General features: G+C 47.3%; 29 protein-coding genes and 2 tRNA genes. 20 read left to right on the forward strand and 11 right to left on the reverse strand.

Going from position 1 to position 26,856, the window contains the following annotated elements:
* The first annotated feature begins 22 nt into the window (after positions 1–22).
* Positions 23–976, forward strand: a complete 954-nt coding sequence (locus tag ABV409_RS16145; protein ID WP_353878662.1) for a transketolase family protein — start codon at positions 23–25, stop codon at positions 974–976.
* 56 nt (positions 977–1,032) lie between these two features.
* Positions 1,033–1,644 carry an outer membrane beta-barrel protein gene (locus tag ABV409_RS16150; protein WP_353878663.1) on the forward strand — a complete coding sequence of 204 codons (612 nt, stop codon included), beginning with the start codon at positions 1,033–1,035 and terminating at the stop codon, positions 1,642–1,644.
* Between the two features lie 56 nt (positions 1,645–1,700).
* Here ABV409_RS16150 and ABV409_RS16155 read toward each other — a convergent pair whose 3' ends face one another.
* Positions 1,701–2,669 (reverse strand): FKBP-type peptidyl-prolyl cis-trans isomerase, encoded by a 969-nt coding sequence (locus ABV409_RS16155; RefSeq protein WP_353878664.1) that lies wholly within the window; start codon positions 2,667–2,669, stop codon positions 1,701–1,703.
* 82 nt (positions 2,670–2,751) lie between these two features.
* On the opposite strand from ABV409_RS16155, the gene ABV409_RS16160 reads away from it, so the two are divergent.
* The gene (locus ABV409_RS16160; RefSeq protein WP_353878665.1) at positions 2,752–3,123 is read left to right on the forward strand and encodes an RNA-binding S4 domain-containing protein; all 372 of its coding nucleotides are present in this window, start codon (positions 2,752–2,754) and stop codon (positions 3,121–3,123) included.
* Between the two features lie 30 nt (positions 3,124–3,153).
* Entirely contained in the window at positions 3,154–3,651 is a 498-nt protein-coding gene (locus ABV409_RS16165; RefSeq protein ID WP_353878666.1) for a phosphoribosyltransferase family protein, read from the forward strand.
* Here the strand turns inward: ABV409_RS16165 and ABV409_RS16170 are convergent.
* Positions 3,643–4,158, reverse strand: a complete 516-nt coding sequence (locus ABV409_RS16170) for a shikimate kinase (RefSeq protein ID WP_353878667.1) — start codon at positions 4,156–4,158, stop codon at positions 3,643–3,645. The genes ABV409_RS16165 and ABV409_RS16170 overlap by 9 nt on opposite strands.
* Before the next feature lie 118 nt (positions 4,159–4,276).
* Here ABV409_RS16170 and ABV409_RS16175 point away from each other — a divergent pair.
* The 8 genes from ABV409_RS16175 to ABV409_RS16210 all read left to right on the forward strand — a co-directional run bounded on the left by ABV409_RS16175 (position 4,277) and on the right by ABV409_RS16210 (position 10,382).
* A tRNA-Lys gene (locus ABV409_RS16175) sits at positions 4,277–4,349 on the forward strand.
* A gap of 53 nt (positions 4,350–4,402) precedes the next feature.
* Positions 4,403–4,486 (forward strand) — tRNA-Leu (locus ABV409_RS16180).
* Between the two features lie 132 nt (positions 4,487–4,618).
* Positions 4,619–5,518, forward strand: coding sequence for a MerR family transcriptional regulator (locus ABV409_RS16185; protein ID WP_353878668.1), 900 nt, complete (start codon positions 4,619–4,621; stop codon positions 5,516–5,518).
* Between the two features lie 5 nt (positions 5,519–5,523).
* On the forward strand, positions 5,524–6,984 hold the full coding sequence (locus ABV409_RS16190) for a phytoene desaturase family protein (protein ID WP_353878669.1): 1,461 nt from the start codon (positions 5,524–5,526) through the stop codon (positions 6,982–6,984).
* The gene (locus ABV409_RS16195) at positions 6,981–7,820 is read left to right on the forward strand and encodes a phytoene/squalene synthase family protein (protein WP_353878670.1); all 840 of its coding nucleotides are present in this window, start codon (positions 6,981–6,983) and stop codon (positions 7,818–7,820) included. Before ABV409_RS16190 ends, ABV409_RS16195 begins: the two co-directional genes overlap by 4 nt.
* Positions 7,821–7,823: 3 nt before the next feature.
* Positions 7,824–8,273, forward strand: coding sequence for a sterol desaturase family protein (locus ABV409_RS16200; protein WP_353878671.1), 450 nt, complete (start codon positions 7,824–7,826; stop codon positions 8,271–8,273).
* Complete coding sequence (gene crtD / locus ABV409_RS16205; protein ID WP_353878672.1) at positions 8,273–9,745, forward strand: 1-hydroxycarotenoid 3,4-desaturase CrtD; 1,473 nt, start codon at positions 8,273–8,275, stop codon at positions 9,743–9,745. The genes ABV409_RS16200 and crtD overlap by 1 nt, the downstream gene beginning before the upstream one ends.
* Positions 9,738–10,382, forward strand: coding sequence for a carotenoid biosynthesis protein (locus tag ABV409_RS16210; protein WP_353878673.1), 645 nt, complete (start codon positions 9,738–9,740; stop codon positions 10,380–10,382). The genes crtD and ABV409_RS16210 overlap by 8 nt, the downstream gene beginning before the upstream one ends.
* Here ABV409_RS16210 and ABV409_RS16215 read toward each other — a convergent pair.
* From ABV409_RS16215 to ABV409_RS16240, 6 genes are all read right to left on the reverse strand, one after another.
* Positions 10,361–10,936: a TlpA family protein disulfide reductase gene (locus tag ABV409_RS16215; protein ID WP_353878674.1), complete on the reverse strand. Its 576-nt coding sequence runs from the start codon at positions 10,934–10,936 to the stop codon at positions 10,361–10,363. The genes ABV409_RS16210 and ABV409_RS16215 overlap by 22 nt on opposite strands.
* A gap of 4 nt (positions 10,937–10,940) precedes the next feature.
* Positions 10,941–11,501, reverse strand: coding sequence for a TlpA family protein disulfide reductase (locus tag ABV409_RS16220; protein WP_353878675.1), 561 nt, complete (start codon positions 11,499–11,501; stop codon positions 10,941–10,943).
* A gap of 56 nt (positions 11,502–11,557) precedes the next feature.
* A complete protein-coding gene (locus ABV409_RS16225; RefSeq protein ID WP_353878676.1) occupies positions 11,558–13,828 on the reverse strand; it encodes an aconitate hydratase in 2,271 nt (756 codons plus the stop codon).
* Between the two features lie 96 nt (positions 13,829–13,924).
* A complete protein-coding gene (locus ABV409_RS16230; RefSeq protein ID WP_353878677.1) occupies positions 13,925–14,881 on the reverse strand; it encodes an AAA family ATPase in 957 nt (318 codons plus the stop codon).
* A 3-nt stretch (positions 14,882–14,884) separates the two neighbouring features.
* Positions 14,885–16,273, reverse strand: coding sequence for a peptidylprolyl isomerase (locus ABV409_RS16235; RefSeq protein ID WP_353878678.1), 1,389 nt, complete (start codon positions 16,271–16,273; stop codon positions 14,885–14,887).
* Entirely contained in the window at positions 16,257–17,141 is an 885-nt protein-coding gene (locus tag ABV409_RS16240) for a peptidyl-prolyl cis-trans isomerase (RefSeq protein ID WP_353878679.1), read from the reverse strand. Before ABV409_RS16240 ends, ABV409_RS16235 begins: the two co-directional genes overlap by 17 nt.
* Positions 17,142–17,254: 113 nt before the next feature.
* Between ABV409_RS16240 and ABV409_RS16245 the strand changes: the two genes are divergently transcribed.
* Genes ABV409_RS16245 through ABV409_RS16260 form a run of 4 tightly spaced genes read left to right on the forward strand, consistent with a single transcriptional unit; the run spans position 17,255 to position 19,626 of the window.
* Positions 17,255–17,716 (forward strand): SRPBCC family protein, encoded by a 462-nt coding sequence (locus ABV409_RS16245; protein ID WP_353878680.1) that lies wholly within the window; start codon positions 17,255–17,257, stop codon positions 17,714–17,716.
* Positions 17,717–17,718: 2 nt separating this feature from the next.
* Positions 17,719–17,973 carry a hypothetical protein gene (locus ABV409_RS16250; RefSeq protein ID WP_353878681.1) on the forward strand — a complete coding sequence of 85 codons (255 nt, stop codon included), beginning with the start codon at positions 17,719–17,721 and terminating at the stop codon, positions 17,971–17,973.
* Positions 17,974–17,983: 10 nt separating this feature from the next.
* On the forward strand, positions 17,984–19,117 hold the full coding sequence (locus ABV409_RS16255) for a serine hydrolase (RefSeq protein ID WP_353878682.1): 1,134 nt from the start codon (positions 17,984–17,986) through the stop codon (positions 19,115–19,117).
* A complete protein-coding gene (locus ABV409_RS16260; RefSeq protein ID WP_353878683.1) occupies positions 19,114–19,626 on the forward strand; it encodes an SRPBCC family protein in 513 nt (170 codons plus the stop codon). The genes ABV409_RS16255 and ABV409_RS16260 overlap by 4 nt, the downstream gene beginning before the upstream one ends.
* A gap of 65 nt (positions 19,627–19,691) precedes the next feature.
* Here ABV409_RS16260 and ABV409_RS16265 read toward each other — a convergent pair whose 3' ends face one another.
* Entirely contained in the window at positions 19,692–20,210 is a 519-nt protein-coding gene (locus ABV409_RS16265) for a fasciclin domain-containing protein (RefSeq protein ID WP_353878684.1), read from the reverse strand.
* A 122-nt stretch (positions 20,211–20,332) separates the two neighbouring features.
* Between ABV409_RS16265 and ABV409_RS16270 the strand changes: the two genes are divergently transcribed.
* The 3 genes from ABV409_RS16270 to aqpZ are packed head-to-tail and all read left to right on the forward strand — an operon-like array spanning position 20,333 to position 22,375.
* Positions 20,333–20,896 carry an RNA polymerase sigma factor gene (locus ABV409_RS16270; RefSeq protein ID WP_353878685.1) on the forward strand — a complete coding sequence of 188 codons (564 nt, stop codon included), beginning with the start codon at positions 20,333–20,335 and terminating at the stop codon, positions 20,894–20,896.
* Positions 20,896–21,645, forward strand: a complete 750-nt coding sequence (locus ABV409_RS16275) for an anti-sigma factor (RefSeq protein ID WP_353878686.1) — start codon at positions 20,896–20,898, stop codon at positions 21,643–21,645. The genes ABV409_RS16270 and ABV409_RS16275 overlap by 1 nt, the downstream gene beginning before the upstream one ends.
* Positions 21,646–21,688: 43 nt before the next feature.
* Positions 21,689–22,375 carry an aquaporin Z gene (gene aqpZ / locus ABV409_RS16280; RefSeq protein WP_353878687.1) on the forward strand — a complete coding sequence of 229 codons (687 nt, stop codon included), beginning with the start codon at positions 21,689–21,691 and terminating at the stop codon, positions 22,373–22,375.
* 22 nt (positions 22,376–22,397) lie between these two features.
* Here the strand turns inward: aqpZ and rimO are convergent, their stop codons facing one another.
* Positions 22,398–23,711 (reverse strand): 30S ribosomal protein S12 methylthiotransferase RimO, encoded by a 1,314-nt coding sequence (gene rimO, locus ABV409_RS16285; RefSeq protein ID WP_353878731.1) that lies wholly within the window; start codon positions 23,709–23,711, stop codon positions 22,398–22,400.
* Between the two features lie 137 nt (positions 23,712–23,848).
* On the opposite strand from rimO, the gene ABV409_RS16290 reads away from it, so the two are divergent.
* Positions 23,849–24,955 carry a serine hydrolase domain-containing protein gene (locus ABV409_RS16290; protein ID WP_353878688.1) on the forward strand — a complete coding sequence of 369 codons (1,107 nt, stop codon included), beginning with the start codon at positions 23,849–23,851 and terminating at the stop codon, positions 24,953–24,955.
* Here ABV409_RS16290 and ABV409_RS16295 read toward each other — a convergent pair.
* Positions 24,952–26,703, reverse strand: coding sequence for an amidase family protein (locus ABV409_RS16295; protein WP_353878689.1), 1,752 nt, complete (start codon positions 26,701–26,703; stop codon positions 24,952–24,954). The genes ABV409_RS16290 and ABV409_RS16295 overlap by 4 nt on opposite strands.
* Positions 26,704–26,856 lie beyond the last annotated feature (153 nt).

The raw sequence follows: 26,856 nt of genomic DNA on the forward strand, positions 1-26,856 counted from the left end.
ATTAAAAGCAATACCGACACAGATGACAAAATATATCGATCAAGGGAAGCAGGATACCCGAAGCGGATTCGGGGCAGGAATGACCGAATTAGGACGCACCAATCCGAACGTAGTGACACTTTGTGCCGATCTAGTGGGCTCATTGAAAATCGAAACCTTCATTAAGGAAAACCCAGAGCGCTTTTTCCAAGTAGGGATCGCCGAGGCCAATATGATGGGTATCGCAGCCGGTCTTACGATCGGGGGCAAGATTCCGTTCACGGGCACCTTCGCCAACTTTTCGACCGGTCGGGTCTACGACCAGATCCGACAATCCATCGCGTATTCGGACAAGAACGTCAAAATATGTGCTTCGCATGCCGGGATCACCCTAGGTGAGGATGGGGCGACCCACCAAATCCTTGAAGATATCGGGCTTATGAAAATGTTGCCCGGTATGACTGTCATCAACCCCTGTGATTTTAATCAAACCAAGGCCGCTACCATTGCCATTGCCGAACACCACGGCCCGGTTTACCTGCGTTTCGGAAGACCTAAGGTGGCGAATTTCACCCCTGTCGATCAACAATTCGAAATCGGTAAGGCCGTGCTACTGAACGAGGGAAGCGATGTCACGATCATAGCCACCGGTCATTTGGTCTGGCAATCGTTGATCGCTGCCGAAAATCTGGAAAAACAAGGAATTTCAGCAGAGATCATCAACATCCATACGATCAAACCCTTGGATTCGGAAGCCATTTTGGCGTCGGTACGCAAGACCGGCTGTGTCGTCACTGCCGAAGAACACAATTACCTCGGTGGCTTGGGCGAAAGTGTCGCACGGACCTTAGTCGAACACCACCCGACCCCGCAAGAATTCGTAGCCACCCAAGATACTTTTGGTGAAAGCGGGACCCCAGATCAATTGATGGACAAATACGGCTTGAACAATAAAGCCATCGAAGCCGCCGTTTTAAAAGTGTTGGAGCGCAAATAGCATTTTGGTATCGTCTTTGATACCTACTCCAGCATAATCATTAAACGAAACACAAAATGAAAAAAGCACTTCTTATTTGTGCAGTCGCTTTATGCAGCACTGCCGTCTTCGCACAGAGTGGAACCGGATGGGGAATCAAAGCCGGACTCAGTTACAATCAAAACGGGGATTTAATCGGAACGGTCGGCGATGCCGGACAAAACATCATTGAAGGTGCCGAGGGAAAAGCCGGTTACCATGTCGGTATTTTCGGGAAACTCGATTTTCCGAAGCTCTACCTACGGCCTGAATTGGTTTTTACCAAGACCCAGAGTAGCTATTCGGTCAATGGGACCTCCAGCGATTACGATGTGTCGAAACTCGATTTACCGGTATTGTTAGGGTACAAGATCATCGGCCCGTTGCATATTTTCGCCGGACCCGCCTTTCAGTACACACTGAGCAACGACCTCAGCGATTTACAAGTGGAGGATGTGGAAAACGATTTCACCGTCGGCTTGAATGCGGGTGTCGGGGTCAATCTGGGTAGATTGGGCTTCGATGTGCGTTACGAAAGGGGCTTCTCTGAGAATGAGGCGAACTTCATCGGCAATAACATTACCGATATCTCAGGACGTGTCGACTCAAGACCGTCCCAAGTCATCTTCAGTGCGTCTTTACGCCTATAAGGATTAACGAAATGAAATTTGGAAAGGTCTTGATCTTCGCGATCAAGGCCTTTTTTTTAGCTATTGTCCTTATCCAAGTAATCGGGGATACCATCGCCATCGGTATCCGGAAAGGTGATCTCACCGGTGACCTCATCCACAATGATCTCATCCCGGGTCAAGGTACCGTCATCGTCGTCGTCGATATCCAGAAAATTCACTGCTAAAGGAAAGCCTGCGTTTTCTTCGTCTTCTTGGTCGGTATTGTCATCGTACAAATAGCCGTTTCCGTTCAAGTCTTCTTGGATAGAAGGAATACCGTCTTGGTCGTGGTCGGCGGCCACCATGGTCAACAATCCGATTTCAAAAACAAGCGGACTGTAGGCCGGAATTACGGCTTGCCCAGCATTGAAAAACCCTAGACCTGAAGGAAGGAACATAATACCGACGCCAAAACCATCAACCGAAAACGTACCATCGGGATTGATTACCGCGTTACCACCGGTCTTGAAATTAGGAATGGCTTCCGAAAATCCCCTAGCACCTTGTAAAGGGGCCTGGATCCTTGCCAAATCGAACCAAATACCGGTATTCTCCGCGCCGTCGAAGGTCGTTCCGTCCAACAACCTTCCTTGGTATTGCACGAAGGCCGAATCGGCCACCGAAATATTTGAACCGATCCCTTCACGGGCTTCCAGATAATAATACGTATGTGGGATGTCGATCTCGCCGTCACCCAAACCGAATTCGAAACTGGAAACATTGATCACTGCAGAGGAAACCTGCTGTGAAAGGGGGGTCTTATCAGAATTTTCACCGGCAATGGTATCAATTCGAATCTTAAAATCGAACCCTGCTGGTGGATTATCGAATTCTTCGTAGTTGTAAAAATGCGATTGCAGATATTCCAAAATCTCCTCATCGTTCTCGGGCTCTACTTCGGCCAGTAGCCTTGGAGGAACGAGTTCCCCGCCCAATCCGTCATCATCATTGCTACAACCGGCCATCAATAAGAGTGCGAAAAGCACCACAGTCATTCGATACATCAACCTAGATTTACCATTAAGCGCGCAAGATACAATTTTCCCCTATTTTTGGATTTCACCTTAACAAAGATTTGCATAGCCCATGCGGATAGATAAATACCTTTGGAGCGTTCGCTATTTCAAAACCCGTAATTTGGCCACCAATGCCTGTAAAAACGGTCATGTTAAGGTCAATGGGGCAACGGTCAAACCTTCTCGTGAGGTGTACCCAACAGACACTATCGTAGTGCGCAAACAGCAGATCAATTACCAACTTGAGGTATTGGCGACCCCCGCAAGCAGGGTCGGTGCGAAATTGGTCGATATGTATCGCAAGGATACCACCCCGAAAGAAGCGTTCGAACACAGTGATCTGCTCAAATACGCGAAAGACCACTACCGCAAAAAAGGGCTGGGCCGACCTACGAAGAAAGATCGGCGTGATATCGATGACTACTTGGACGAATCCGAATGATCTGCGTTATATTTGTGAAAACTCCGAGCTATGGGACACCAGATCCTCGCCCACGACGAAATCCAACATAAGGTCAGACGCATTGCCTATCAGATCTATGAAGCCAATGTGGAGGAAGAAGAGATCATCATTGCGGGTGTCGTTGGCGGCGGGTTGAGTTTCGCCAAAAAAATCAACACCGTACTACGGCGTATTACCGCGGCGAAAATCACCTTGTGTAAAGTTCGGATGGATAAAGCGGACCCGCTGACCAGCGGAGTAGACACCTCGCTTGCACCTGAAGCCTATCGCAATAAATCAGTGGTCATCGTCGACGATGTCCTCAATTCGGGGTCGACCTTGATCTATGGGGTACACCATTTTCTAAAGACCCCGTTAAAGCAGCTAAAAACAGCGGTTTTGGTGAATCGGAACCATAAACGATATCCGGTGAAGGCCGATTACAAAGGCCTGTCTTTATCGACTTCTTTGAACGAACATATCCGGGTGGTGTTCGAAACCAACAACGACGGGGTATTCCTAGATTAAGGTCGCTTCGATTTCGGCAACCGTCTCCGAAACGGATTTACCCGAGCACGCAATGATTTTTCCGGCCCGATTGTAATAGGGTGAACGCTCAAAGAGGTGCTTCCCTACGAATTCCGGTAGTTCTTCGGCGGCTAAAGAAGCTACGAGCGGTCGACTGTCTTTTTCATTATGAATGCGGTCGACCAGCTCGGAAATAGGCAATTTTAGATAAAAGGAAGCGACATCCGGAGCCAAAATAGCTTCCATATTGGTCCCATAGCAGGGGGTACCGCCTCCCAACGACAGTACGAAGGCTGACTTTGAACCGATGACATCCCGCAGTACTTCACTTTCTTTTCGTCGAAAATAGATTTCACCCTTCTTTTCAAACAGCTCGGGAATGGACATCCCCGACGCCTTTTCAATTTCCGTATCGAGATCGAAAAAAGGAAGTCCCCGCTTTTCAGCAAGTGCTTTCCCGATGGTCGACTTCCCACTGGCCATATATCCCAGCAAAACGATTTTCATAAACTGTTGTTTCGAATCTTAAAAAAGACAAATTTATTATTAATTCAACTTGATAAATTAATTATTGATCGTATATTTGCAGCCGCTTTAGATGATTTGTCATCGCAAAGTGGGGATAGACCTGATAGCTCAGTTGGTAGAGCATCTCCCTTTTAAGGAGAGGGTCCTGGGTTCGAGCCCCAGTCAGGTCACAAAAAGTTAAGCTCCCAGCTTAACTTTTTTTGTTTACATTCATAAAATTAATGCCCACGTGGTGGAATTGGTAGACACGCTACCTTGAGGGGGTAGTGGGAGCAATCCCGTGGAAGTTCGAATCTTCTCGTGGGCACATCCACTTTACATTTTCCGTTTTTTCAGCACCCTTAGGTGCTTCCTTAGCCCAGAAATGCAAATTTTAACTGTTGGTTAAGGCGTTCGTATTGTTAAAATTGTAAATTTGTTTAACGATTCTATTGAAAAAATGAACAATGTAAAAAAGCTTTTTAGCATTCGCGATATGGAAAACCTGTCGGGAATCAAGGCGCACACCATACGTATCTGGGAAAAACGTTACAACTTGTTCACCCCTGAACGAACGAATACGAACATTCGTACTTACAGCCTTAAGAACCTGCAAAAGCTGTTGAACATTACCCTGTTGTACCACAACGGATACAAGATTTCCAAGATCGCCAAATTACCGGAAAGTGAGATCCCCGTTATCGTTCGCGGCATCGTTGCCAAGAATAGTGAGAAGAGCCATGCGATCAACGCCTTCAAACTTTCCATGATCAACTTCGACCAAACCCTCTTTTTCAATACCTACAACAGCCTGCTCTCTGAACGCTCGTTCCGAGAGATTTTCAACGAGGTGTTCATGCCACTTTTGAACGAATTGGGCCTGTTGTGGCAGACCGATACCATCAGCCCATCGCACGAGCATTTCATTACCAACCTGATCAAACAAAAGATCTATATCAATACTGAAAAGCTGCAGATCATCGAACCGACTCGAAAAGACAAGGTTTTCGTTCTTTTTCTTCCTGAAAACGAAATACACGAATTAGGCTTGTTGTTCCTGAATTACGAAATCGTTTTGAAAGGATACAAATCGGTTTACTTGGGCCAGACCATGCCCATCGAAAGTTTGATCGATCTGTTGAAGTATTATGACAACCTTCATTTCGTCTCCTATTTCACGGTGTCACCCACCAAAGATGAAATTTCAAAATACATCGAAGAGTTCAACAAAACCCTGAACGTTTCAGGAGCATCCCGTTTATGGATTCTGGGCCATCAAGCACAGTACTTATCACCCGAAAAGTTACCCCATACGGTCAAAACCTTCAATTCGATAGAACGATTGATCAATACGATTTAGGCAAAGTGGGGAAAATTGGCATCATAGGGTCTGGTTTTTCGTCGCTTTCAGCGGCCTGTCACCTTGCGAAGGCAGGTTTCGAAGTGAATGTTTTCGAGAAAAACGCTACCGTTGGCGGTCGTGCGCGACAATTGAAAAAAGAAGGCTTCACTTTTGACATCGGCCCCAGTTGGTATTGGATGCCGGATATCTTCGAAAAGTTTTTCAATGATTTCGGAAAGAAGACCGCCGACTATTACAAGCTTCAAAAGCTTAGTCCGGCCTACAAGATATTCTTTGAAGACGATGAAATGACGATCGGTGATTGTATGGACAAAATCTGTGCGGAATTCGAACGCATTGAAACCGGAAGTTCAAAACACCTTCGGACCTTTATCGGTAAGGCACGGGAAAATTACGACATCGCCATCAACAAAATCGTCTTGAAACCAGGATTGTCACCATTGGAATTGGTGACCAAGGACACCGTATTGCGGGTCGACCAGTTTTTCAAGACCATCAGCCAAGAGGTTCGAAAGAAATTCACCAACCCAAAATTGATATCGACCCTCGAATTCCCGGTATTGTTCCTTGGGGCGAAACCGAGCAAGACCCCATCCTTTTACAGTTTTATGAACTTTGCCGATTTCGGCCTGGGTACTTGGCACCCCGAGGGTGGGATGTATGAAATCATCAAGGCCATGCACCAGTTGGCACTCGAACTTGGTGTGGTCTTTCATTTGGAAAGTCCGGTTGACGGTATTACCGTTGAGGCCGGAACGGTCACCGGTCTAAAGACCAATGGGAAGCACTACCGTTTCGATAAGGTCATCAGTGGGGCCGATTACCATCACTCCGAGACCTTGTTGGAAAAAAAATACCGGCAATATTCAGAGGCCTATTGGGATAAAAAGACTTTTGCCCCCTCTTCTTTATTGTTTTATGTAGGTTTTGACAAGAAAATAGACCGCGTCGAGCACCACAATCTGTTCTTCGATACCGACTTCGACAGGCATGCCCAAGAAATCTATGATACGCCAACTTGGCCTTCGGAACCCTTGTTCTATGCCAATTTTCCATCGGTTACCGATTCCAAAATGGCTCCACACGGTCAAGAAGCCGGTTTCTTTCTGATTCCGGTAGCTCCGGGCCTAGAAGATACCGAAGCTTTAAGACAGCAATATTTCGACATTATTATCGATCGGTTGGAGAAACGCATCGGGCAAGACGTCCGAAAAAATATTATATTTAAAGAGAGCTTCTGTGTCAACGACTTTATCAAGGAGTACAACTCGTATAAAGGCAATGCCTATGGGATGGCCAACACCTTGTCGCAAACCGCCTTCTTGCGGCCAGGCCTGAAAAGTGGTAAAGTCAAGAACCTATTTTTTACCGGGCAACTGACCGTTCCCGGCCCTGGAGTACCTCCATCACTTATTTCAGGGAAACTGGTCGCCGAACTGATCACCAAAAACACCAAACAATGAAAGCGATATTCGATACCGTTTCTTACGATTGCAGCAAGATCGTAACCCAATCGTACAGTACTTCATTCGCGCTGGCCACCAAGATGTTGGGCACCTCCATCCGTGCCGACATTTACAACATCTATGGTTTCGTTCGCTTCGCCGATGAAATCGTCGATACCTTTCACGACTATGACAAGGCCCGCTTGTTCGAAGCTTTCGAAAAGGACCTTCAACTCGCGCTTGATGAAAAAATCAGCTTGAACCCCATTTTGAATTCCTTTCAACATACCTTTCATAAATACGACATTCCGATCGAGTTGGTGCGTGCGTTTATGAAGAGCATGCGTATGGATTTGGTCAAGAAGCAATACCAAACCACCGCTGAATACAAGGAATATATCTATGGTTCAGCCGATGTCGTAGGCCTTATGTGTCTTTGCGTTTTCGTCAACGGCGATATGGAGCGCTATGAAGCCCTTAAACATTCTGCAATGGCCTTGGGGTCCGCTTTTCAAAAAGTAAACTTCCTGAGGGATTTAAAAGCCGATTTTGAAGACTTGGAACGCTCCTATTTTCCCAATACCAATCTCATGGAATTGGACGAAGCGTCGAAGCGTCGGATCGTTGATGAGATCAAAGCCGATTTCGAAATGGGTTATGCCGGTATCCAAAAATTGCCGGAAGAGGCGAAGTTCGGGGTATATACGGCTTATAAATATTACTACAAGCTGCTACAAAAGCTGCAGAATACCCCACCTTTGGAAATAAAAAACACCCGGATCCGGGTGCCGAATTACCAAAAATTCGGACTTTTGGCGAAATCATATGTCAATTACAAATTGCAACTGGTCTGACCAATGAAAACATTTCTCTGGATCATCATTTTCTTAGGGACTTTTTCGACAATGGAATTCATGGCGTGGTTTACCCACAAATATGTGATGCACGGTTTCCTATGGAGCCTTCATAAAGACCATCACCGAAAAGATCATGATTCATGGTTCGAACGAAACGACGCCTTCTTCATTTTTTATGCCGTCGTCAGTATGAGTTGTTTTTATCTGGGTGCCGAAACCGATTTTTGGTATGGTTTTCCCTTGGGCTTTGGGATTTTGGCCTATGGCATCGCGTATTTCTTCGTTCACGATATTTTCATCCACCAGCGGTTCAAACTGTTTCGAAATGCCAACAATTGGTATGCAAGGGGCGTGAGACGGGCCCATAAGATCCACCACAAGCACTTGGGCAAGGATCATGGCGAATGCTTCGGTATGTTGGTCGTTCCTTTCAAGTACTTCAAAAAATAATGCCGAAAGCCGTTATTATCGGTTCGGGCATAGCCGGAATCGCAACTTCCATTCGCTTGCGACAAGCTGGTTATGAAGTTTCCGTTTTTGAATCGAACGATTCCCCCGGAGGAAAGCTTCGGTCAAAACAGGTCAACGGATTTCGCTTCGACCTTGGGCCATCACTTTTCACGCTTCCCCATCTGGTCGACGAACTGTTCGAGCGAAGTGATAAAGACCCTAGGGATTACTTCAATTACGACAAACTGGATGCTTCCTGTACCTATTACTGGGAAGACGGCACGGCTTTCAAAGCCCCTTCGGCCAAGGATGCTTTTGTAAAGGCCGCCTCGGAAACTTTTGGGGAGGCCACTAAAAATATAGACCGCTACCTTGATTCGAGTGCCTTGAAGCTCCGATTGACTTCACCCTTGTTCTTGGAGAGATCTTTACATAGGGCCAAGACTTATTTGGGCTTCGACACCTTTAAAGCACTGATGCGAATGGGTCGGATGGACATTTTCAAAACACTTCATCGCCTGAACGAAAAGCATTTTTCAAACCCCAAACTCGTGCAGTTGTTCGATCGATACGCCACCTACAATGGTTCGTCGCCCTTTAAGACTCCCGGAATCATGTCGATGATTCCCCAATTGGAGTTGGGCCAGGGTACGTACTTTCCAAAGGGTGGTATGGTCGAAATCACGAATTCCTTGGTCCGGCTTGCCAAAGAGTTGGGTGTTGAATTCCAGTTTGAACAACCGGTGACCCGCATCCATACCTCGCGAAAAGAAGTTCGCGGTATAAAAACGGCTACAGAAAAGGTACAGGCCGACATCGTCGTCTCCAATATGGACGTGTATCCGACCTTCAGACGGCTCTTGCCGGGACTAAAAGCCCCAGAGTTCCGCTTGAAACAACAGCGATCCAGCGCGGCGATCATTTTCTATTGGGGAGTTGCCAAGTCTTTTGAACTTTTAGATCATCACAACATCCTTTTTTCCGAAGATTACGACGGCGAGTTCGAAAGTATTTTTAATAAAGCGGAAGTTCCTGTCGACCCGACCATTTATGTCAATGTGACGTGTAAGACAGCACCTGACGATGCCCCTAGTCAAAAAGAGAACTGGTTTGTTATGGTCAATACTCCTGCCAATGAAGGCCAGGATTGGGAAACCTTGATCCCCAAGGTCAAGCGACGAATTTTGGAAAAAATGGAACGCCTTTTAGGCGAACCGATCGCACCCCTCATCGAATACGAATCGGTACTCGACCCTATAGGGATCGAAAAGCAAACCGGCTCTTACCAGGGGGCATTGTACGGGGCAGCGAGCAATTCGAAATTCGCGGCCTTCCTTCGACAACCGAATTTTTCACGTCATATCAGAGGATTGTACTTCTGTGGTGGGTCCGTTCATCCAGGTGGTGGCATTCCACTCTGTCTTTACTCGGCAAAAATAACCAGTGACCTCATTCAGGCCGATCATGGGTAAGCGACAATCCTTACATATCGGTTTGGCCGTTGCGGCGATTTGGATCTTCCATATTTCCGGAATTCTCGGTATTGCCTATGGGGACGCGGAATGGTTCATCGGGCAAACCCCGCTGAACTTATTGATCAGTCTGATTATTTTCGGGATGTTCCACAAAATCGACTCCATCAAAAAAGTCATGTTTTTCTTGCTCTTCTTCACAGTCGGAATGGTCGCGGAGTGGCTTGGTGTGAATTACGGGCTATTCTTCGGAAGCTATAGCTATGGTGCGAATCTTGGTCCGAAATGGGGTGGGGTCCCTTTGTTGATAGGTTCATATTGGGCCTTGTTGGTATTCATTACCGCCACCATGACCGAACGGATAACAAACAACCTGATTTTGAAAATCGTTTTGGGGGCGCTCTTGATGGTGGGACTTGACCTCCTTATGGAAAAAAGTGCCCCTGCCTTTGATTTTTGGGCCTTTGAGGGCGGGGTTCCTTTACGTAATTATTTGGCATGGTTCGTTATCGGGGCGCTTTTACATCTGACGCATCGTCAAGTCAAATTAGCACCTGGCAACCAGCTTTTGGCATGGAACCTCTACGCGGCACAACTGCTTTTCTTTGGCTATTTTTATTGCTTTCCGATTTCTTGATCATCGATGAGTGCCGTAAGCAGCTCATGCACCGTATCGGCATTCCAGTTTGCAGCGCCTACCTTTTCTACTGCGATCCTGCCATGACGATCGATGATATAGGTCGTAGGGAGACTACTTGAGGAAAGGGGTGCTGGAATCGGGGTAGCCGAATAATACAAAGGAATCCGGAACCCTTCTTTTTCGAGGTATTGTTTTACTTTAACCGGGTTGTCTTTGGCAACGAAAAGAAAAACCACCTGGTCACCAAAGGTTTCATGAAGTTCGACCAAACTGGGCATTTCCGCCACACATGGTGGGCACCAGCTTGCCCAGAAATTGATGACCAGCACTTGACCCCGGTAAGCCTCCAAGGTTTCCATTTTACCCTGTTGGTTCATCAATCGCCAATCGTATGAATCCAAAACACGTTCGTTCTCCAATGTCGCTTTGGGAGCAAAAGACAAGATTCGATTCGCGAATACCTTGACATGAAAACCCACAGGGGTGAAAACGATCAAGAGAATCACGGCAATCCAAATGAGATTGGAAAGTTGCCCTTTGTTGGGTTTCATGACGTTAGTTTTGTAATAGGTCGTCGATCAGTCGATATACCTTACTGGATCCCCAGTCGGCTATGCCATCTTTTCGCACTACGATATTGCCTTCCTTATCGAGCAAATAGGAATAGGGCGGTTCTTCAATCGCTAGTGGAGCGCGACCACCGATGATAAGATAGGTCACCGGAAAATCGAATTCGTGCTTCTCCATAAAGGCCTCTACCGGTTCTTGGGTCTCATCCGTAATGATGTAAAAATCCACTTGCCCCTTATAGCGATCATACAGTTCTTGGATACCACTCAACTCCGCTTCGGAAGGCAAGCGCCAAGAGGCCCAGAAATTTATGAACACGACCTTGCCCTTCGATCGATTGAAATTGAAAAAGTTCCAATCCGCATCTTTCAATTCCCAATCGTAGTCAGGGATTGTTTCTCGGGCACTCGCCTCGATCGGTTTGGGGGCGAAAGCGAAAAGACGGTTCAATAAGAGTTTGCCATAGTAGCCCAACGGGGTCACGAAAAAAGAAAGAATGAACAAAATCAATAGGATATTGAGAACGGTCTTTTTTTTGACTTTCATGGGTACTAGGGGGGTAAAAAAACCAAGGCCCCTTGTCGGGGCCTTGGTAGATTGTGTTATGCGTTTTCCTTTTTGATCAGGTTCAAGGCCGAACCTTCATTGAACCATTCGATTTGGGAAGCATTATACGAATGGTTGGCAATGATCGTATCGGTAGAACCATCACTATGGACGACTTCTATGGTCAACGGTTTGCCCGGAGCGAAATCGGCGATATCCACAAAGTTGAACGTATCGTCTTCTTGAATCAAATCGTAATCGTTCTCATCGGCAAAGGTCAAGCCGAGCATCCCTTGCTTTTTCAAATTGGTTTCGTGGATCCTAGCGAAAGATTTGACCAAAACGGCCGCGACCCCCAAATGACGGGGCTGCATAGCGGCATGTTCGCGAGAAGAACCTTCACCGTAGTTGTGATCACCAATGACGATAGATCGAATACCTGCGGCTTTATAGGCCCTTTGGGTATCGGGTACGGCTCCATATTCACCGGTCAATTGGTTCTTAACGAAATTGGTCTGTTTATTATAGGCATTCACCGCACCGATCAAGGTATTGTTGGCGATATTATCCAAATGGCCGCGATAGCGCAACCATGGTCCCGCCATCGAAATATGGTCGGTGGTACATTTGCCAAAGGCTTTGATCAATAATTTGACTCCCGATAACTCTTCGACACGCATCGGAACGAAAGGTTCGAGCAACTGCAAGCGTTCGGAGGTCGGTGAAACGACGACTTGGACCCCGCTTCCGTCTTCCATGGGAGCTATGAAACCAGCGTCTTCAACGGCAAAACCTTCGGGCGGCAACTCGTACCCCCTTGGTTCATCCAAAACGACCTCTTCGCCATCTTCGTTGATGAGTTTATCGGTCACGGGATTGAAATCCAACCGCCCAGCAATGGCGATAGCGGTCACCAATTCAGGAGAACCAACAAAGGCAAGGGTATTCGGGTTTCCATCAGCGCGCTTCGCGAAGTTTCGATTGAACGAATGCACGATGGTGTTCCTCGGTCCGTCGGCCGCCTTGTCACCATAACGGTCCCACATCCCGATACATGGTCCGCATGCATTGGCGAAAACAGTAGCCCCGATGCTATTGAAGGTATCGATAAAGCCATCACGTTCAATGGTATAGCGTACCTGTTCAGACCCAGGGGTAATCGTAAAATTCGATTTGGTCTTTAGATTTTTTTCTGCAACTTGTTTGGCTAAGGAAGCTGCCCTTGAAATATCTTCATAGGAGCTGTTGGTGCACGATCCGATGAGGCCCACTTCTACGTTCAACGGCCAATCGTTCGCTTTGGCAGCTTCGGTCATCTTTGAGATCGGAGTAGCCAAATCGGGTGTAAAAGGTCCGTTTAAATGGGGTTCCAAAGTATTCAGGTCGATTTCAATGACCTGATCGAAATAGGATTCCGGATCGGCATAAGCCTCGGGATCCGCGGTCAGGTAATCCTTGATTTCCAAGGCAGCGTCGGCAACATCGGCACGATCAGTGGCCCTGAGGTAGCGATCCATCGATTCATCATATCCGAAAGTCGAAGTGGTGGCACCGACCTCAGCACCCATATTACAGATGGTTCCTTTTCCGGTACAAGACATGGAGGTCGCCCCTTCACCGAAGTATTCCACAATGGCTCCCGTGCCTCCCTTAACAGTGAGGATATCGGCTACTTTCAAAATAACATCCTTCGGAGCGGTCCATCCTGAAAGGGTCCCGGTCAATTTGACACCGATCAGTTTGGGGAATTTGAGTTCCCATGGCATTCCGGCCATAACATCTACCGCATCGGCCCCTCCTACTCCAATAGCCACCATACCTAGCCCTCCGGCATTCACAGTATGCGAATCGGTTCCGATCATCATCCCACCTGGAAAGGCATAGTTCTCCAAAACGACTTGATGGATGATACCCGCACCGGGTTTCCAAAATCCGATTCCGTATTTATTGGAAACCGATTCCAAGAAATCGAAAACTTCGTTGCTGGTTTCATTCGCCCGTTTCAAATCGGCACTAGCCCCGACTTTGGCCTGGATCAAGTGATCACAATGGACGGTGGTCGGCACGGCCACTTTGGGTTTACCGGCATGCATGAACTGTAATAAGGCCATTTGCGCGGTCGCGTCTTGGCAAGCCACCCGGTCGGGTGCGAAATCGACATAGTTTTTACCTCTGGCGAATACCTGGCCCGGGGTTCCGTCCCACAAATGGGAGTATAAGATTTTCTCTGCCAGGGTCAAGGGTCTTCCAACGAGCTCGCGCGCTTTGTCAACGCGTTCGGCCATTCTGGAATACACCGCCTTGATCATATCAATGTCGAATGCCATACAATACTTTTTAACGTTTATGAATTCCCCAAAAATACGAAACAAGTGGGTAAAAATTCAAGCGAAATATGGCAACTGGGCGAAAATAGAACGATTCTACCCCATCAAAACATCGATGATATCATCTTCGGAAATCCCTTCGGCTTCGGCCTTGTAATTTTTTAAGATCCTATGGCGCAAAATACCTTTGGCGACCGCTTTGACATCTTCGATGTCGGGAGCGAACTTTCCGTTGATGGCGGCATGGGCCTTTGCGGCCAAAACCAGGTTTTGGGAAGCCCTGGGTCCGGCACCCCAATCGACATAATTTTTGACGAAATCAGGGGATGTATCCAAGTTGGGTCTCGAACGGTTGACCATACGTACCGTAAAGTCGACCACATTGTCGGGAATGGGTATCCGACGTATCAATTGTTGCACCTCATTGATCCCATCGGCACTAAAAAGGGTGTTCAAAATCGTTGAACGGTCGGAGGTGGTCGACTTGACCACTTCGATCTCTTCTTCGATCGACGGGTATTCCAAACGGATGGCGAACATAAATCGATCCAACTGGGCCTCTGGCAATGGATAGGTGCCTTCTTGTTCGATAGGGTTCTGGGTTGCCAAAACGAAATAGGGCAGTTCGAGTTTATACCGATGACCGGCCACGGTTACCGCCCGTTCTTGCATGGCTTCCAGCAAAGCCGCTTGGGTTTTCGGCGGGGTTCGGTTAATCTCATCCGCCAGAATGATATTGGCGAATACCGGGCCTTTAATGAACTTGAAGTTTCGATCCTGGTCCAAAATCTCACTACCAAGGATGTCGCTGGGCATGAGATCGGGAGTAAACTGGATTCGTTTGAAATCGAGCCCTAAGGTCTGGGCAATGGTATTGACCATTAAGGTTTTTGCCAGGCCGGGAACCCCAATCAATAAAGAGTGACCGCCTGTATAAATCGATAACAGGATTTGTTCGATGACCGACTCCTGACCGACAATGACTTTGGCGATTTCACTTTTCAACGCCTGGTGTTTCCCAACCAGCCGCTTTACGGCTTCAACATCAGACATCCGCTATTGTTTAAGCCAATTGTTCGAAAAATCACAAGCTTTGTTCTCATCATCGACCTGGATATACGTATCCTCGATCTTATCGGCCATCCACTTCTGAACTTCTTTGAACTGTTTTTCACGAAGCGCCAATTCTTGGATCTTGAGATAGTCTTTCGCAAAATCGGCCTGATGCTCGTCGTAACGGTTCGAAATCTTCATGATCTTGAATTTAGGAGCACCTCCACGGGGATCGTCTTCCTTCAAGGGTCTTGATATTTCGCCGTCCTTCAGGTTCCTTACCTGATTGTAGAGCGCGGGATCCATTTTGGTCAGCTCGAACTTGGAGTCAAAGTTCACCGGATTCCTTAAAAGTCCGCCATCGAATTTGGTTTCCTTCTCATCCGAGAAATTCCTTGCCGCTTCGGCGAAATCATATTTCCCATCCAAGACATGTTGACGGATGGAGTCCAATTCTTTGACGGCTTCTTCCATTTCCTGATCGGAAATTTCAGGAATAATCAAAATATGCCGCAAATCAACTTCCTGACCGCGGATTTTCTCGATTTTGATGATGTGGTAACCGAATTGGGTTTCAAAGGGATCGGAAACCTCACCTTCTTGCAGGCTGAAGGCTACATCCTTGAACTCTTTTACGAAAGGCGTCTGCCTTGTCATGCTATAGAACCCACCTTTCGATTTTGAACCGGGATCTTGGGAATACAATATGGCTTTTACATTGAAACTCGCATCGTTTTCTTCTACATCCTGCTTGATTTGTTGCAAGCGGTTGACCACCCGAAGTTTCTCTTCTTCTGAGGGTACCGGTTGTTTAACGATTTGTGAAATCTCGAGTTCCGCACCGAAGACGGGCCGTTCGTTTTCAGGGATCCGATAAAAGAACTGGCGTACCTCTTCAGGGGTGACTTCGATTCCTTCAACGATCTTGGCCTGCATTTTTTCGGAAAGCATCCGCAATTTGTTGATTTCGAACAGCTCGGCCCTAAAACTTTCCAAATCGGCCTTCTTGTAGTATTTAAGCATTTTCTCAATGCTCCCTATCTGTGAAACCAATTGCTGGATTTGGCGATCACTGGTGGCATTGACCTGATCGTCGGATACCAACAAGCTATCTTGTACGGCTTGATGCGCATAAAGACGGTCTTCCATGAGTTTGCCCAATAACTGGCAGTGGGTGATATCTTCGGTCGAGGCCCCTTGGCTCTGAAGATCGATTAGGGTTTTTTCGATATCGGAGTCCAAAATGACATAATCCCCGATGACCGCGGCCACACCATCAAGTTTGACCCTTTTTGCGGTACTGACCGAGTCACTAACGGCAACATCCTGGGCAAAGCCCGATACCACAAGGGCACAGACCAGTGCGATAGAAAGTTTAATTCTCTTTTCCATAAATCTCAAATTCATTATTCTTAGTGGCTTCATCTATGATTTCCGTTTCCAATTGTCGAATTTTATCTTGCCTTCTCCTATTGAGGATGATTTGTTTGATGTCAGGCGTAATGTAGGACAATGGGGCGACATCGTTCACTTCGAGCACGTCGGTCACCTTGCCCAAATATACCCCTAAAGAGTCCTGAAGTTCAAAGAATTGTGATTTCTTTAGGTATCGTTCCTCGTTTTCATAGGAGAGTGCCGGTATTTCATTCAAAACCCGTGCCGCGCTCACCCAAATCGAATCGTTCAGGTGTATTTTGTTGAATTGTACGGCAATGGAGTCCAAATATTGTTTGTCGGCCGCTTCGAACGCCCGCATTTTTTGGACGACCGTTTCCTTATCCAAAAACGAATTGGGTAAGACCACGAATCGGAGTTGCACTACCTTTTCACTTAACTTGAAGTTTTCCTTCTGGGCCTCGTAAAACCTGCCCAGTTGCGAAGCGCTGACCGCTGTATCGGCATCTTGCTGCACCAAGGCCTCGACATAGGCCCGGGTATAGAGATCTGCACGATAATCAGTGACCAATCGGTCGAATTCCTTCAATTTATCTTCGGGTAGATTGATTTTTGACTTTGACAACAAGAGCTGTTTCGAAGCCCAATTGTTGATGTAACCGACAACAAAAGTCGCGCTGTCTTGAGCGGTCATGTCATCGGTGATAAAAGGAGCGATATCGGCTTTGTACAAATAAGCGTCACCAACCCGCGCCAAGGGAACCCCGGTAGTATCCGATTTCTTGAAATACTCGCAGGCACCAACGGAACCTAGGAGCAAAAGACAAAGAAAGCCTTTAATGGTATCGCGCCGAAAGAAAAGCATTCGGCAAAAATAACAATTACTGCACCCCATGCAAGTACCCTAACTTAGCTTAACAGATTTTTAGTAGGCTTCAAAATCAATATATTAGTACTCTATTAACCAAACCAACTGACATGAAATACTCGGTATCGATCGAAATCGACCTCCCCCGGGACGAGGTGATCAAGAAACTTGACAATCAAGACCATATGAAGCATTGGATGCGGGGGTTACTTGATGCTGAACTGTTATCAGGAGAGGCCGGTACCGAAGGTGCCCGAACCAATATGCGTTTCAAAATGGGCAAACGTGAAATGGAAATGGTCGAAACGATCATTAAACGGAATTTCCCTGAAGAGTTCCATGCTACTTACGACACCAAGGGCGTACATAACATCCAACGCAATTATTTCATCGAAAACGACGAAAAGACAAAGACCACGTGGAAATCGGATTGTGAATTCCAATTCGCTTCCTTTGGGATGAAGGCCATGGCCTTTTTGATGCCGGGAGCGTTCAAAAAGCAATCGATGAAATACGCGCAGGATTTCAAAAACTTTGCGGAAAAAGGAATTTCCGTCGCTGATCAAGACTAACTATGGAACCCATCATCGAAAAAAAAATCAAATTGATTTGGGATTTCAGGGGGCCAGTAGCCCAGAAAACGGCCGAGCACTACCTGAAACACTTGCAAGAATATGTATATCATGAAGAGTTGAAATACGACATCTCGGGAGTGCAAGGCTATTCGGAACATCATGCCACTGTTTTTTTGGTGGTTTCCGAATTCGAATTGCAACAGGCCAAAGAGGACCTGCGACCGCATCGCGGTGAATGGTATGTCGAACACTAAAAAGGTTCCTATGGGAAAAAATCTGATTTGGGTCCTACTGGGCCTGCTCCTTTGTCCGGCATGCAAACGGGAACCGATCGACCCTTTGGCCCAGGCACTAGCGTCCGAAGCCCCAAAGATCAAACGGGTCATGGATAGTCTTGACACCTATGAAGTGCAGATCCGCTACACCCAGATCGATCGAAAGAGGGACAGCGTCGTATTCACCGATTTTGACTTTCAGGTCGCCAACGAAAACTATTTCTACCCGGCCAGTACCGTGAAATTCCCAGCTGCCGTCGCGGCACTTGAAAAATTGAACGAAGTGGATTCGTTGGATCTCGAAACCCGGTTTTACATTGAGGGGGATACCGTAGAGACCACCTTTGCCAGGGCGATTACTGAAATTTTCGCGGTCAGCGATAATGCGGCCAATAACCGATTGATCGAATTTTTGGGGCAAGACGGTTTGAATGCGAGAATGATCGCACGCGGGGTAACGCCCATTCGAATCGCCCATCGGCTGTCGACTTCGAATGCCGATGATAGAACGACCAAACCCTTGATCCTTTACAGCAATGACAGCACTACCTCGACTTCCGCACCGATCTTGAACCAAGAACTACAACCCCTTGATTTGCAACACATCACCAAAGGGATCGGATTTTACGCCGGGGATTCCCTGATACGCGAACCCTTTGATTTCAGTTTAAAAAATTACTATCCCATCGCGGCACAGCACCAATTGTTAAAAAAGGTCATTTACCCAGAAGCCTTCCCAAAGAACGAACGCTTCGCGATTTCGGAAGAACAACATGACTTCCTGCTTTCGGCTATGTCGACCTTGCCAAAAGATGCGGGCTATGATCGCAAAGAATATTACGACAGTTATGTCAAGTTCTTCATGTTCGGTGACGCTACCGACCCCATGCCCGAGACCATAAAGATCTACAATAAGGTGGGCTATGCCTACGGCACCTTGACCGATTGTGCCTATATCGTCGATGAAGAAAATGGGATCGCTTTCATGGTTACGGCAACTATCTTGGTGAATAAAGACGGTATCTTCAATGACGACCACTATGAATACGATAGTATAGGCATCCCTTTTTTGGCCCAACTGGGCAGGGAGTTATACGCTATAGAAAAAAAACGGAACCCATGAATGGCTTGAGCTTTGATCGTTTTAGTAAGAAAATCCATATTAAGGCACCCATCGAAAAGGTATATCGTTGTTGGGGTACGACCGATGGCATTTGCTCTTGGTTTCTGAGGCATGCGGAATATACCGACCCTGATGGTAAGGTCAGGGCAGGTGAAGACCCGATTCAAAAAGGTGATCGGTATGCTTGGGAATGGCACAACTGGGATGGTCAAGAATGTGGTGAGGTCTTGGAAGCCAATGGCCATGATCGCTTTGAGATCACTTTTGAGCAATGCCTGGTTACCGTGAATTTACAACGAACGGAAACCACTACCCTACTTTGCTTGACCCAAAGCCAAATTCCGACCGACGACGAAAGCAAATTGAATTTGCACCACGGATGTAGCAATGGATGGACGTTCTGGTTGACCAATCTAAAGGCATTTTTGGAGCATGGCATCTTACTCAATGAAACCGAGAAGGACTTGAGGAATGTTCCTTTGGCCGGTTTTGAGTTTGTCAACATGTAACATAAAAAAACACCGCCTGAATAGGCGGTGTCTTCCATCAATCAATTCGCGTTCAAAACAGCGATTTATTTGGGCATGACCACGTCTTCGATGATATGGATCACACCATTGGACGCCATGACGTCGGTCTTGGCGATCTTGCTGTAATTTCCGTTCGCATCTTTTAAGTAGATACCTCCATTTCGCGACATGGCCGTAATCTTACCTCCGTTCAAGGTGGTCAACTCAGCCTTACCATTTCCATTTTTTAGGGCAGCTGCGACGTCGGCAGCGGCGATTTTACCAGAAACCACATGATACGTCAAAATAGCCGATAGCTTTTCCTTATTGGCGGGCTCTAGGAGCGCGTTCAAGGTGTTGCTGTCGATTTTGGCGAAACCTGAATTCACTGGTGCAAAGACGGTAAATGGTCCGTCACCTTTCAAAGCCCCAACGAGATCGGCGGCTTTAAGGGCGGTTACCAAGGTCGAAAAATCATCAACCGAAACCGCGATATCTACGATATCTTTGCTTTTTTGTGCCGTTACGATTTGCGAAGTGGCGAAAATGGCCATTGTCGAGAGAATAAAAATTGCTTTTTTCATTTTTAAGATTTTAAAGTTTTACTGTTTTCAATTAAAAGTTGCGCGCTTTTCATTTCTATTTACAGCGGCAAACCCCGCTTGGATGAAGGCCTTTGTTTTTTATCATATCTTTAACATGGACAATGGCGATCTCCTTACCCGATACCGAACTCATCAATCGACTGCAACGTGGCGAAAAAGCCGCGCTCTATCCTTTGTATGATAAGTACGCTGGCGCTTTATTCGGTGTCTTGCTCCGCATTTGCAGAAACGAAGCATTGGCGGAAGATCTATTACAGGAAGCCTTTGTCAAGATTTGGCAGAAAATAGACACTTACGATCCCTCTAAAGGACGTTTCTATACTTGGGCGTACCGAATCGCGAAAAATACCGCCTTGAACGCGTTAAGAAAACGGGAAGTACTCATCCAAAATGATGATTTGGGTGTACATATGGATAAAAGCAACACCGAAACCGAACCTGATTATACCCAGCTCCAAGGGGCGTTGAAGCAACTTGACCCACATCACAAAGAAGCCTTGGAACTGGTCTATTTCAGAGGGTATACCCATAGGGAGGCCCATGAAGAAATGGGAGTTCCATTAGGGACGTTCAAGTCGTATGTCAAACAGGCCATAACCAAATTGCGTTTGAGTTATGTGAATGAGTTATCGGTGATTTGGGTCGTTATAGAATCGATTGCATGATGGATAAGGAAAAGTTGTTGGAAGAAGGATTGTTGGAAAAGTACCTGCTCGGGGAATTGGGCGACCAAGAAGCCGAAGCGGTGCAACAGCTCATTGATGGTGATGCCGAAATCAAAAGCATGTTCGAAGCTATGGAAGCCGATTTTGAAAGAATGGCTTTCGAAAACGCGGTTGAACCTCCTGAAAGAATTAAAAATGCCCTAAAGGAACGCTTGGATATCGGAGCGGCACCAAGGCGATTCGGACCGATGTTGGCTGCAGCCTCGATTGCCCTGGTTTTCGGGCTCGCCGCATTTTGGATGTTTTCCAAATGGCAAAACGCCGAAAGTGATCTCGATGCCCTACGCATGCAGACGACCGAATTACAACAACGTTTGGATCGGTTGGAATCGAATTACCTGCTTACGACGAACCGCTACGAATCGATCAACAATGCCCGAACCATCCCCTTGGTACTTTACGGAAACCGATTATCTCCTGAATCACATGCGGTGGCCTATGTGGATCATACTTCCAAAACGGTGTTATTGAATCCCTTGGGCCTTGCGAAATTACCCAGTGACAAAACCTATCAAATGTGGAGTGACGTCGATGGCGAAATGATCGATATGGGAATCATTGAAAAAGGGGATTCCTTGATTCCCTTAAAATATATCGAAAAGGCGGAATCGTTCAATATCACCATCGAGCCTGCTGGAGGAAACGACCACCCTACCGTTTCACAGCTTATTTCGTTTGTGACTTTATAAGCGATTGCGGGTCTAATGGGTAAACTAACTCATTTAGAACCTTATGAAAAGATTTATCGCAGAATTTATCGGCACCTCCTGGTTGGTGTTCGGTGGGTGCGGAAGTGCGGTCATCGCCGCCGCCTACCCGGATTTAGGAATTGGATTTGTCGGGGTGGCCCTCGCTTTCGGTCTTAGCGTACTCACCATGGCCTATGCCATCGGTCACATTTCAGGATGCCACCTCAACCCCGCGGTGACCATTGGGCTTGCCGTGGCGAAGCGTTTTGACCGCAAAGATGTTTTTCCATACATCATCGCGCAATTATTGGGCGCTATTTTCGGGGCGGCCATACTCTACCTCATCGCGACCGGGAAACCCGGTTTCGAAGTGGGCGGTTTTGCCGCTAACGGCTTTGGTGAACATTCGCCGGAAGGCTACGGCTTGCTTTCGGCCTTTACCACCGAAGCCGTATTGACCTTTTTCTTTTTATTCATCATCTTGGGATCGACCCATGCCAAAGCGCCCAAAGGAATGGGTGGATTGGCCATCGGTTTGGGGCTGACCTTGATCCATTTGATCAGTATTCCGGTGACCAATACCTCGGTGAATCCTGCACGGAGTACCAGTCAGGCGCTATTCGCTGATGGAAGTTGGGCCTTGCCCCAATTGTGGTTGTTTTGGATCGCCCCCATATTAGGGGCCATCTTCGCCGGTGTGGTGTATGCTTATTTGGTCTCGAAAGACTAAAAATGATGGTAAGGCCCTGGCGCTAGTCGGGGCTTTTAAACGGTTCGCCGAACAAATCGAAATCGGTGGCATCCGTAATTTTTATCGACACGAATTCGCCGATCTTCACATAATGCTTGCTCGCATCGATATGCACTTCATTATCAACATCGGGGGAGTCGAATTCCGTTCTACCAACGAAGAAATTCCCTTCCTTTCGGTCGATGATACAGCGAAAGACCGCTCCGATTTTTTCTTGGTTCAATTCCCACGAAATCTGCGATTGGATTTCCATGATCTCATTGGCACGTTCTTGCTTTACGGCCTCGGGCACATCATCCTCTAAATTATAGGCATGGGTATTTTCCTCATGGCTATAGGTAAAACAACCCAAGCGCTCAAAACGCATGGCCTTTACCCATTCTTTCAACACCTCGAAATCAGCCTCGGTTTCACCAGGATAACCCACGATCAGGGTGGTGCGGATGGCCATTTTGGGTACAGCCTTTCGAAATTCCTCCAAAAGCTTGGTGGTTTTTGCTTTTGTAGTACCCCGACGCATGCTTTTCAAGATCGGATCGGCGATATGCTGTAAGGGAATGTCAATATAATTACAGATTTTAGGTTCCCGCTCCATGACCTCAAGCACATCCATTGGAAAGCCTGTAGGAAAGGCGTAATGCAAACGTATCCATTCTATGCCGTCAACGGCAACGAGGTGCTCGAGCAACTCGGCCAAATTTCTTTTTTTGTAGAGGTCCAGACCATAATATGTCAGGTCTTGTGCGATCAATATCAATTCTTTGACCCCGTTCGCAGCCAGTTTACCGGCCTCTTCGACCAAGGCTTCAATAGGGGTACTGCGGTGTTTTCCGCGCATGATCGGAATGGCGCAGAACGAGCAGGGGCGATCACAACCTTCCGCGATTTTCAAATAGGCATAATTCTTAGGGGTGGTGGTCAATCGCTCGCCAAGTAACTCGTGTTTGTAGTCGGCACCGAGGGCCTTGAGTAAATTGGGGAGATCACTCGTTCCGAAATAGGCATCTACGTCCGGAATTTCTTTTTGAAGGTCGGGTTTGTACCGTTCGCTGAGACATCCGGTCACGAACACCTTGTCGACGGTTCCTGCTTCCTTCTTTTGAACATACTCCAAGATGGTATTCACACTCTCTTCCTTGGCATTTGCAATGAAACCGCAGGTATTGATAACGACCACATTGCCTTCCTCCTCATGGGCGACCTCCTTGTTGTTGGCCCGAAGTTGGCCCATGAGCACTTCCGAGTCGTATACGTTCTTGCTACAACCCAGGGTGACCACGTTGATTTTGTTCTTCTTTAGTGATTTGGTTCTCATACCGTTTTCTTGCTTGATGCCGAAACGGGGCAAAAATACGATACTTGGGGTGCACTTGGTCGAAATTCTTGCATAAATACCCATCCCATCCCGTTAAACCAATACGGGGAATCGGGGTCCTAATACGAAACGAAACCATGAAAACCAACTACCTATTAGCCAGTTTACTCAGTCTGTTCTTGTTGGGATGTACGTCCGATTCCATCGAGACTATCGAAGGCAGTGGTGATGACAACACCGATTTACCGGCAACTCCCGTACGCTATTTCCCGCCCTTGGAATCGGCCGATTGGGAAACCGTTGACCCGGCTTCCTTGGATTGGAACGCCTCCGCGGAGGGCGCCCTACGCGATTTTCTGGAAAGCAACGGCACCAAGGCTTTCATGATTTTGAAAGACGGTCGCATCGCCGTGGAATGGTATTTTGATGAGCATACGGTTAACACGAGCTGGTATTGGGCTTCGGCCGGAAAAACATTGACCGCTTTCGCAGTCGGTATCGCCGAGGCGGAGGGACTTTTGGATGTCAACGATACCAGCGCCGACTATCTTGGTCAAGGTTGGACAGGCCTCACTATGGAAAAAGAAAACCTGATCAAAATTAAACACCAATTGACCATGACTTCGGGCTTGAACGATCTTGAATTCGATTGCATCACGCCGGATTGTCTCGAATATTTGGCCGATGCCGGTACACGCTGGGCCTATCATAACGGTCCCTACACCCTACTGCAAGACGTAGTCGCCAATGCGAGTGCCATGGATTGGACCGATTACTTCAATCAAAAACTTCGTGATCGCATCGGAATGGATGGGTTTTGGTTCTCGACCAGTGGCACGAACAACGTTTACTTCAGTACGGCACGTAGTATGGCACGCTTCGGGCTTCTAAACCTCAACGGAGGGCAATGGGAAGCAACTGACATTTTAAGCAACGAGGCCTATGAATCGGCCATGCGCGTTACCTCACAAGAACTCAATGCGGCCTACGGTTACCTTTGGTGGCTCAATGGAAAGGATTCATACAGAGCTCCCGGCTTACAGGCCGTTTTCGATGGGGAACTGATTCCGAATGCCCCGGCCGACACCTACGCCGGGCTAGGAAAGAACGATCAGAAATTATACATTGTTCCGAGTCGGGGTTTGGTCATTCTCCGGCAGGGCGATGATAGCGGCGACGATTTATTGGGTCCTTCAAGTTTTGATAATGCCCTTTGGGAACGACTGTCCGCATATCTCGATTAATCTTCGTAGCCGGCAGGCATCCGTCGCGCTGCCAGTAGTTGTTCGATAGCGGCTCCCAATTCATATAGTTTGCCTTCTTGATATTGCTTTGCGATCAAGGTCAAATTCACGGGCTCGCCGGTCTTCCGATATCCCATGGGCAGACCCAAGGCCGGATATTCGGCTACCGCCGCAGCACCTGCATCGAAATTATTGATGGAGAGGATCGCATCCAGTCGGTGGGCGGTCATGGGCGAATTCCAATAGGTACGCCCCGAATTTTTGAGTCGTCTTTTTAAGGATTGCAACGAATCCGTTGGAAGCGAATCGCTTAGGATACCTTCTAAACGAACCTGGCCATACGGAATGCGAACCAACGAATCTTTCAGGTTGAAAGCTACGACATCAGCCACGGTAGAAAAGGGCACCGCTGCGGTATCTTTGACGTTTGCTTTAAAATATCGGGGCAAATCGAATTTCATATCACCGTTCAAAAGGGATAAGAAGCCATCAAAAGCAACCTCAGGGGCTTCGAATGCCACGATCACGGCCCCGGCTTGCTCCAGCTTGCCAATCGTTCTCCGGTAAAGGGTGTCTTTTTCGAGATAGGACTTGAATACACCCAATCGTTTGCCATTAACGCTGGGCTCTGAACTTTGGTACCAAGAGGCTTCCCAATCGGCCTGTACGGACTTATCATCGGTTTCATCGAAACCGCGCATGGCATCAAGCACGATACCATTATCAATGACACTTTTGGTCATCGGTCCCGGAGTATCCAAAGTACTCGATATCGGTACGATACCACTGCGGCTCAACAATCCGATGGTCGGTTTCATACCCACTACTGAATTTTGCCCTGAAGGGGAGAGAATGGACCCTGAAGTTTCGGTGCCGACTGCCGCTACGGCATAGTTTGCTGCCATTGCGGTTCCGCTACCGGCACTTGAGCCCCCGGTATCGAAAATCCGCCGACCATAGGGGTTCAAGGTCTGCCCACCGTAAGCACTCTGCCCATTGGGACAATTACAGAGGTAATTCGCCCATTCACTAAGATTCACCTTGCCTAAAATCAAGGCCCCGTTCGCCTTTAACCGTTCTACGATAAAAGCATCTTCCGTTTCATTACCCATCAAGGCAATGGCCCCTGCGGTGGTTTTCATTCGGGCGGCACCGATGTTATCTTTTAATAAAATCGGCATGCCATAAATGGGGTGATGCCCATCGGCATTGGTGTCCAAAGACCTGGCTTGTTCCAGAACATCCGGATTCAGGGCCAAAATCGTATTCAAGGTCGTGGCATGGGGCAACTCATAGGTATAGATCCGCTTCAAAAAGAACAAGATCAGTTCTTCATAGGAGAACACCCCTTGTTTGATGTGTTTTTGTAAGGTCGGGATGTCTTGTTCCATGACCAGGGGCCTGAGCGTCTCATAACGTTCCAATGAAAAACCGGCCACGGCATCGGCCAGTGGTTGAAAGACCAAGTTCTTGTCCAACACCTTACTCTGTAGCAGCTTAAAACGCATTTTCGGGTTTTCGTGTGTGGCACTGGCAGCGATTTCATCCGAATCGTCATAGGGGGTCCAAAGTGGTTTTTCAGCTTCTGTTTCAACTCCTTTTTCATCAGTTTGGATTTCGCCGACAACCTCCTGCAGCTGCTGCTTATCGGTTACTTCCTGTGGTTTCGGTTCAAGCTTGCAAGAAAGGGCGTACACCAACAAGAATAACGTCGATAGTTTGGTGAATGGGAATCTTTTATTTCTCATCATAGTGTATTTGCGTTGGTGCTGTCCGGAGGGACCATACTTTCGGAACAGCCGGGTTCTCGATAACCTTTGATTGACATATGCAAAATATCGGTTCTCGCTTCACATCGACCTTGGTCGATTACGTAAGGTAGTCGTTTTCTTTTAGTTACG

Source organism: Flagellimonas algarum (assembly GCF_040513375.1).
In the GTDB taxonomy this organism is placed as follows: domain Bacteria; phylum Bacteroidota; class Bacteroidia; order Flavobacteriales; family Flavobacteriaceae; genus Flagellimonas_B; species Flagellimonas_B algarum.